The 6,036-nt window shown below is 59.1% G+C and carries 7 protein-coding genes; 3 read left to right on the top strand and 4 right to left on the bottom strand.

The window, feature by feature from the left end; all coding sequences use genetic code 11:
• Positions 1–42: 42 nt before the first annotated feature.
• From VD17_RS30810 to VD17_RS30795, 4 genes are all read right to left on the bottom strand, one after another.
• Positions 43–891: a cache domain-containing protein gene (locus tag VD17_RS30810; protein WP_046057130.1), complete on the bottom strand. Its 849-nt coding sequence runs from the start codon at positions 889–891 to the stop codon at positions 43–45.
• A 279-nt stretch (positions 892–1,170) separates the two neighbouring features.
• Positions 1,171–2,043 (bottom strand): hypothetical protein, encoded by an 873-nt coding sequence (locus tag VD17_RS30805; RefSeq protein ID WP_046057129.1) that lies wholly within the window; start codon positions 2,041–2,043, stop codon positions 1,171–1,173.
• 118 nt (positions 2,044–2,161) lie between these two features.
• Positions 2,162–3,154: an NAD-dependent epimerase/dehydratase family protein gene (locus VD17_RS30800; RefSeq protein ID WP_046057128.1), complete on the bottom strand. Its 993-nt coding sequence runs from the start codon at positions 3,152–3,154 to the stop codon at positions 2,162–2,164.
• A 54-nt stretch (positions 3,155–3,208) separates the two neighbouring features.
• On the bottom strand, positions 3,209–4,102 hold the full coding sequence (locus VD17_RS30795) for a LysR family transcriptional regulator ArgP (protein ID WP_008156078.1): 894 nt from the start codon (positions 4,100–4,102) through the stop codon (positions 3,209–3,211).
• A 96-nt stretch (positions 4,103–4,198) separates the two neighbouring features.
• Here VD17_RS30795 and VD17_RS30790 point away from each other — a divergent pair, with 96 nt between their 5' ends.
• The 3 genes from VD17_RS30790 to VD17_RS30780 all read left to right on the top strand — a co-directional run bounded on the left by VD17_RS30790 (position 4,199) and on the right by VD17_RS30780 (position 5,983).
• Positions 4,199–4,600, top strand: coding sequence for an ACT domain-containing protein (locus VD17_RS30790; protein WP_033057513.1), 402 nt, complete (start codon positions 4,199–4,201; stop codon positions 4,598–4,600).
• Between the two features lie 7 nt (positions 4,601–4,607).
• The gene (locus tag VD17_RS30785; protein WP_033057511.1) at positions 4,608–5,210 is read left to right on the top strand and encodes a LysE/ArgO family amino acid transporter; all 603 of its coding nucleotides are present in this window, start codon (positions 4,608–4,610) and stop codon (positions 5,208–5,210) included.
• A 176-nt stretch (positions 5,211–5,386) separates the two neighbouring features.
• Positions 5,387–5,983 carry a superoxide dismutase gene (locus tag VD17_RS30780; protein WP_008156084.1) on the top strand — a complete coding sequence of 199 codons (597 nt, stop codon included), beginning with the start codon at positions 5,387–5,389 and terminating at the stop codon, positions 5,981–5,983.
• The last annotated feature ends 53 nt before the right edge of the window (positions 5,984–6,036 follow it).

Raw genomic sequence — 6,036 nt, 5'->3', positions numbered from 1 at the left:
GTCCGACTTGCCCGCGAAGGCGTCATCACAAACACCAAAGATTCAAGGGCTGTAATACCCGACAGCCACCAGAAAATGCCCGACCTTTTTCAGATAGGCATGCTTGTCCTCGACCTTGCCGGTCACCGGGTTTTTCCAACGGTATTCGTATTCGCCGTTGTCCTGCTTGGCCATCAGCGCCAGGATCGGCTCGCCAACCGGTTTGCCTTCCGGGTCCTTGATCTTGCTGAAATCGGTATTGATCAACCGCAGGTTGGTGCCGTGGGCGACATAACGCTGGTTATTCAGGTCGACGACGAAGACGTACAGGTCATCCTGCAAGTAACCACCCTTGAGGGAATTGATGGCCATGAGCGTACCCTTCTCGTCCTTGGCCAGATCGACCGCCGCTTTGTTCAGCAACGCCATCGCTTGTTCCGCTGAGGCCCGCGGCAAGTAGTAACCGACCGCCAGGATCCGCTGACCGATGCGCTGGTAGAACACATGCTTGCGTTCGACCTTGCCGTCGGACCAGTTCTGCCAGCGGTATTCGGTCTGCTGAATGCCATTGCCCTCCGGCACGTTCAAGGCGTCTTTGAAGGCTTTCTGCAAATCCGGCCCGAGCACATCGGACACATCACGGCCAATCAACGCCGAAGACGGCCCGCCGCTGGCGAGCATCACGCCCTTGGTGTCGACCACGAACACGTAGCGATCCTTGTCGACAAACTCGCCCTGTCGACTGAAAGCAGCGAAGGCCTTGTCGCCATGGTCGTGGTAGTACGCCAGGGCTTTTTCCAGCAAGGCTTTGGCAGCCTGGCTGTCGTCCTTTTCTGTGCCGGCAGCTTGAACCTGGCCAAGACACAGCAAAAGCATCACGCCCAGCAAGGCCAACCTATGCAAAAACCCCATTGCGCATCCCTCGTTCTTGTTGGTGTTTCAAGAGCGTAGACGGCTTGGGGTTATGTACGAATATTCAGGAAAGCACAGAGCGTGTAGCCGCTGTCGAAGACTTCATTCGGCCCTGTAGCAGCTGTCGAGCTCCAGCGAGGCTGCGTTCGGCTGCGCAGCAGTCGTAAATCAACCAACGCGGTGCTTCAGTTAATCCGAGTTAATCGAATTGACGACTGCTTCGCAGCCGAACGCAGCCTCGCTGGGGCTCGACAGCTGCTACGCAGGCCGGTTGAAGGCTCAAGGCCTTGCGCGCAGCTGCTGCTGCAAATTCTGGATCTGCGCCTGAAGGGTGTTGATGTTGCGGGTGACCTGGCTACGGAAGGCGTCGAACTCGGCGGTATTGGTCCCGCCTGGCGTCGCGGCCGGGCGATTATCCTGTTGGCTTTTGAGGATGAAGACTTCCTGCTCGAGACGCTCGATGGCGGCGCTCGGGTTGCCTTGTTTCTTCAGTGCAACGATGTCGGAGCCAAGGCTTTTCAGTTGCGCGTCGAATTTGTCTGTGTCCGCCGGGGTACTTTTCAGCACCGCTACATCGCTGATCAAGACTTTGACCTGAGCCTGCAATTGAATGGTGGCGGTCTGTTGCTCAGTGGTTTGAGCGGTCATTTGCGCCAAGCGCTTATCCAGCTCGGTGGTCTGTTCACTCATCTGCGCCAGGCGTTTGTCCAGATCGCTGGTCTGGCCGACAACGCCTTGCTGTTGTTTGCTTTGATCCTGGAGCTTGCTTTCCAGCTGTTTGATTTGCAGCTTCAAGGCTTCGCTGTCGCTGCTGACGTTGGTCTGACTGGCGACAACCTTGCCGGAAATGTCCTGCAAGCGCCCCGCCGCTTCTTCACTGATACGCGCGAAACTTTCCTGGGTCGCCACCAATTGCTGTTCCATCAGCGAGAGCTGCTGGAAGCTCCACCACGCAAGGCCTGCAAACGCAAAGAACAAGGCGCCCACCAGCGCCCACAGCGGGCCGGTGCTCGGGCTTTTGACTTTGACGACTGGCGCGGTCCGCGAATGCACGGAAGTGCGAGCGGTGGTCGGAAAATCATCGTCGTCGAGGCTGTCGGCACGCAGGCTCGGTACATCGAAGTCGTCGTTGGCATCGTTACGCATAGACATTGAGTCAACCTTTGTGGAACGCGGTGATGGCTTGATGCGGCGCAGTATAACCCCCACTGCCGCATCGATTGACCCTCAACCCCGAACTCGGTTCAGTGTAGCGGCGCTAACCCCTGCGTCAGCGAATGTCCTGGGCCTTCCACCAGCCGCAGAATTCATCGAGGGCGGTCCAGAGACTGACTTTCGGATCGTAGTCCAGATAATGCCGGGCGCGGCTGATGTCCAGGGTGAAATTTTTGTTCATCACCTGCATGCCCAGGCGCGACAAGGTCGGTTCGGGACGACCTGGCCACAACTTGCACACTCCCTCGTTGAGCGCCGCTACGGTGTAGGCCAAGCCGTAGGAACGGTAGCGCGTGACCTGTGGGACATCCATCTTGCGCATCACGTAATTGACCACGTCCCACAACGGCACCGGCGTGCCGTTGCTGATGTTGTAGGCCTTGCCCAACGCCGAACCGCTGGCCAGCAGACTGCTGAGCAACGCTTCATTGAGGTTTTGCACGCTGGTGAAATCAACCTTGTTCAGGCCGTTGCCGATGATCGCGAGCCGTCCCTTGCGCTGCATATTCAGCAGCCGCGGGAAGATGCTCATGTCGCCCGCCCCCGTCACGAAACGCGGGCGCAGGGCCAGGGTTTCGAGGCCGAACTCCTGAGCGCCGAAAACTTTTTGCTCGGCCAGGTATTTGGTCGCGGCGTAGGGATGCTTGAAGCGCTTGGGCACCTGTTCTTCGGTCAGTCCCAGGTGATCGCGGCCATCAAAGTAGATCGACGGCGACGACAAGTGCACCAGTCGCCGAACCCGCTGTTTCAGGCAGGCCTCAACCACGTTTTCGGTGACTTGCACATTGCCTTGATGGAAGTCCTGATAACGCCCCCACAAACCGACCGCACCGGCGCAATGCACCACGGCTTCGACGTCTGAACACAGGTCGCGTGCCAGTTCCGGGTCGCTCAAGTCACCCTGGATGAACTCGGCGCCACGGCGCACCAGATGCTCCACACTTTCGGCCCGGCGACCGTTGACCCGCACGTCCAGGCCCTGCTCCAGGGCAAAACGCGCAAAGCGCCCGCCGATGAAGCCGCTTGCGCCGGTAACCAGAATCTTCATGAATTGCTCCGAATATTTCGTTTTGCGTATTGCGTGAGGTCTTGACGCTGCCCGTCAGTCCAACGGCACCAGCCATTGCTTCGACGAACGCACCAACTGATCGGTGAGTAACCCCAGCAACTGACCGCCATTACGCCAATGATGCCAGTACAGCGGCACATCGATCGGCTTATCAGGCAAAAGCTCCACCAATACACCGCGCTCCAGTTGCTCGCGCACCTGCAGTTCAGGCACCAGCCCCCAACCGAGACCCGCTTCGGTGAGGCGGATGAAGCCTTCGGACGAGGGGCATAGATGGTGTTCGAATCCGCCATCGACGCCGAGGGACGCGAGGTAGCGATGCTGTAGGAAATCGTCCGGGCCAAACACCAGCGCGGGCGTTTTCGACAACAGATCGGCGCGCACACCTTCAGGAAAATGCCGGGCGATAAATGCCGGGCTGGCCAACGCACGGTAGCGCATGGCCCCCAGCAAAACGCTGCGCGCGCCGGCCACCGGGCGCTCACTGGCGCAGACGCACGCCGCGACTTCACCGGCGCGCATGCGTTTGAGGCCGACGGTCTGGTCTTCGACCACCAGATCCAGCAGCAGATGCTGTTCCGCGCAAAAATCCCCGACCGCCACGGCCCACCAGGTGGCGAGGCTGTCGGCATTCAAGGCAATGCGCAGACGTTCCGGCAGGCCTTCTTCGTCGAGAGCCGGCACCAGGGTTTGCAAGTCCCGCTCAAGCAAACGCACCTGCTGCACATGGTTGAGCAACCGTCGGCCGATTTCGGTCGGGGCCGGCGGTGTCACCCGCACCAGCACCGGTTGGCCGACCCGCGCCTCGAGCAATTTGATGCGCTGGGAGATCGCTGATTGCGACAAGCCGAGCACCTGAGCCGCACGTTCGAACCCGGCCTGCTCGACCACCGCGGCCAAGGCAGAAAGCAATTTATAGTCGAACATCAGTTTTCCTAATGAGCGATCAGCATGATTGGTTTTTCTTATACAGCCTGACACTGGAGAATGGCCAGCAAGAACTCTTCAACAAGGATCATCGACATGGCTGGCGAAACTTCATTGGCAACTTTGCTGCGCAGCATGAGCCCGCAACTCAACGTCGGCGAATACGTGTTCTGCACCCTGCGCGACGGCAAGTTGCCGGCTGGCCTTGAGATTGTCGGCAGCTTTCGCGAGCAGGAAGGTCTGACAGTGATTCTGGAACGCTCCCACGCCGAGAAGGCGGGTTTCAGTTTCGATTACGTCGCGGCCTGGATCACTTTGAACGTGCACTCGGCCCTCGAAGCCGTCGGCCTGACCGCCGCGTTCGCCACGGCATTAGGCCAGGCGGGCATCAGCTGCAACGTGATCGCCGGCTATTACCACGACCATTTATTCGTCGGCCAGGCCGATGCCGAACGCGCCCTGCACGTGCTGCGGGATCTGGCGGCCAACGCGGAGTAAACATCTTATGTGGCAAAGCTATGTGAACGGCCTGTTGGTGGCCGCGGGGCTGATCATGGCGATCGGTACTCAGAATGCGTTTGTGTTGGCCCAGAGCCTTCGGCGTGAACATCACCTGCCCGTGGCGGCGCTTTGCGTGACCTGCGATGCCTTGCTGGTGGCCGCCGGGGTATTCGGCCTGGCGACGGTGCTGGCGCAGAACCCGACGTTGCTGGCAGTCGCCCGTTGGGGTGGTGCAGTGTTTCTGATTTGGTATGGCAGCCTGGCGTTGCGTCGAGCCTGCTCGAAACAGAGCCTGCAACAAGGTGAAAACCAGACCGTGCGCTCGCTGCGCGCGGTGATGCTCAGTGCTTTGGCCGTAACGCTGCTTAACCCGCACGTTTATCTGGATACCGTGCTGCTGATTGGCTCCCTCGGCGCCCAACAAACAGAGCCCGGCGCTTATGTCGTGGGCGCGGCGAGTGCATCGTTGCTGTGGTTTTTCACCCTGGCGCTCGGCGCGGCGTGGTTGGCGCCATGGTTGGCCCGGCCAAGTACCTGGCGAATCCTTGATCTATTGGTGGCGGTGATGATGTTTACCGTGGCCTTTCAATTAATCGCCGCAGGCTGATTATTCCAAAAGGCTCTGGAACCTCTATTCCACACAGTTGTTGCGTGGTTATGCCGCACCCCCGGTGCTATGATCCGATCCGATGCGCCGCAAAGAGTACAAACTCCCCGGCGCTTGTCTGGCCGCCCGTGATCGGCCTTGCGCTCACCGCAACTGACCTGATTAGGAGAATCATCATGGCTTTCGAATTGCCGCCGCTGCCTTACGCACACGATGCCCTGCAGCCGCACATTTCCAAGGAAACTCTGGAATACCACCACGACAAGCACCACAACACCTATGTCGTGAACCTGAACAACCTGGTGCCAGGCACCGAGTTCGAAGGCAAGACTCTGGAAGAAATCGTCAAATCTTCCTCGGGCGGTATCTTCAACAACGCCGCTCAGGTCTGGAACCACACTTTCTACTGGAACTGCCTGGCGCCAAACGCCGGCGGTCAACCAACCGGCGCACTGGCTGAGGCGATCAACGCAGCCTTCGGTTCGTTCGACAAGTTCAAGGAAGAATTCAGCAAGACTTCCATCGGCACCTTCGGTTCCGGTTGGGGCTGGCTGGTGAAAAAGGCTGACGGTTCCCTGGCCCTGGCCAGCACCATCGGCGCCGGCAACCCGCTGACCAACGGCGACACCCCGCTGCTGACCTGCGACGTCTGGGAACACGCTTACTACATCGACTACCGCAACCTTCGTCCAAAATACGTCGAAGCGTTCTGGAACCTGGTCAACTGGAAATTCGTGGCTGAGCAGTTCGAAGGCAAAACCTTCACTGCTTAAGATCGACGCCAGTCAAAAAAACCCGGCTTTTGCCGGGTTTAATGAGATGGTCA

The organism is Pseudomonas fluorescens (assembly GCF_000968015.1).
GTDB lineage: Bacteria > Pseudomonadota > Gammaproteobacteria > Pseudomonadales > Pseudomonadaceae > Aquipseudomonas > Aquipseudomonas fluorescens_W.
The sequence above is the reverse complement of the archived record's forward strand: the minus strand, read 5'-3'. Positions and strand labels throughout refer to the sequence as shown.

What these genes read in the sequence shown, in the direction of transcription:
- VD17_RS30810 (WP_046057130.1), bottom strand. Translation starts at nt 891, where the DNA reads ATGGGGTTTTTGCATAGGTTGGCCTTGCTGGGCGTGATGCTTTTGCTG.
- VD17_RS30805 (WP_046057129.1), bottom strand. Translation starts at nt 2,043, where the DNA reads ATGTCTATGCGTAACGATGCCAACGACGACTTCGATGTACCGAGCCTG.
- VD17_RS30800 (WP_046057128.1), bottom strand. Translation starts at nt 3,154, where the DNA reads ATGAAGATTCTGGTTACCGGCGCAAGCGGCTTCATCGGCGGGCGCTTT.
- VD17_RS30795 (WP_008156078.1), bottom strand. Translation starts at nt 4,102, where the DNA reads ATGTTCGACTATAAATTGCTTTCTGCCTTGGCCGCGGTGGTCGAGCAG.
- VD17_RS30790 (WP_033057513.1), top strand. Translation starts at nt 4,199, where the DNA reads ATGGCTGGCGAAACTTCATTGGCAACTTTGCTGCGCAGCATGAGCCCG.
- VD17_RS30785 (WP_033057511.1), top strand. Translation starts at nt 4,608, where the DNA reads ATGTGGCAAAGCTATGTGAACGGCCTGTTGGTGGCCGCGGGGCTGATC.
- VD17_RS30780 (WP_008156084.1), top strand. Translation starts at nt 5,387, where the DNA reads ATGGCTTTCGAATTGCCGCCGCTGCCTTACGCACACGATGCCCTGCAG.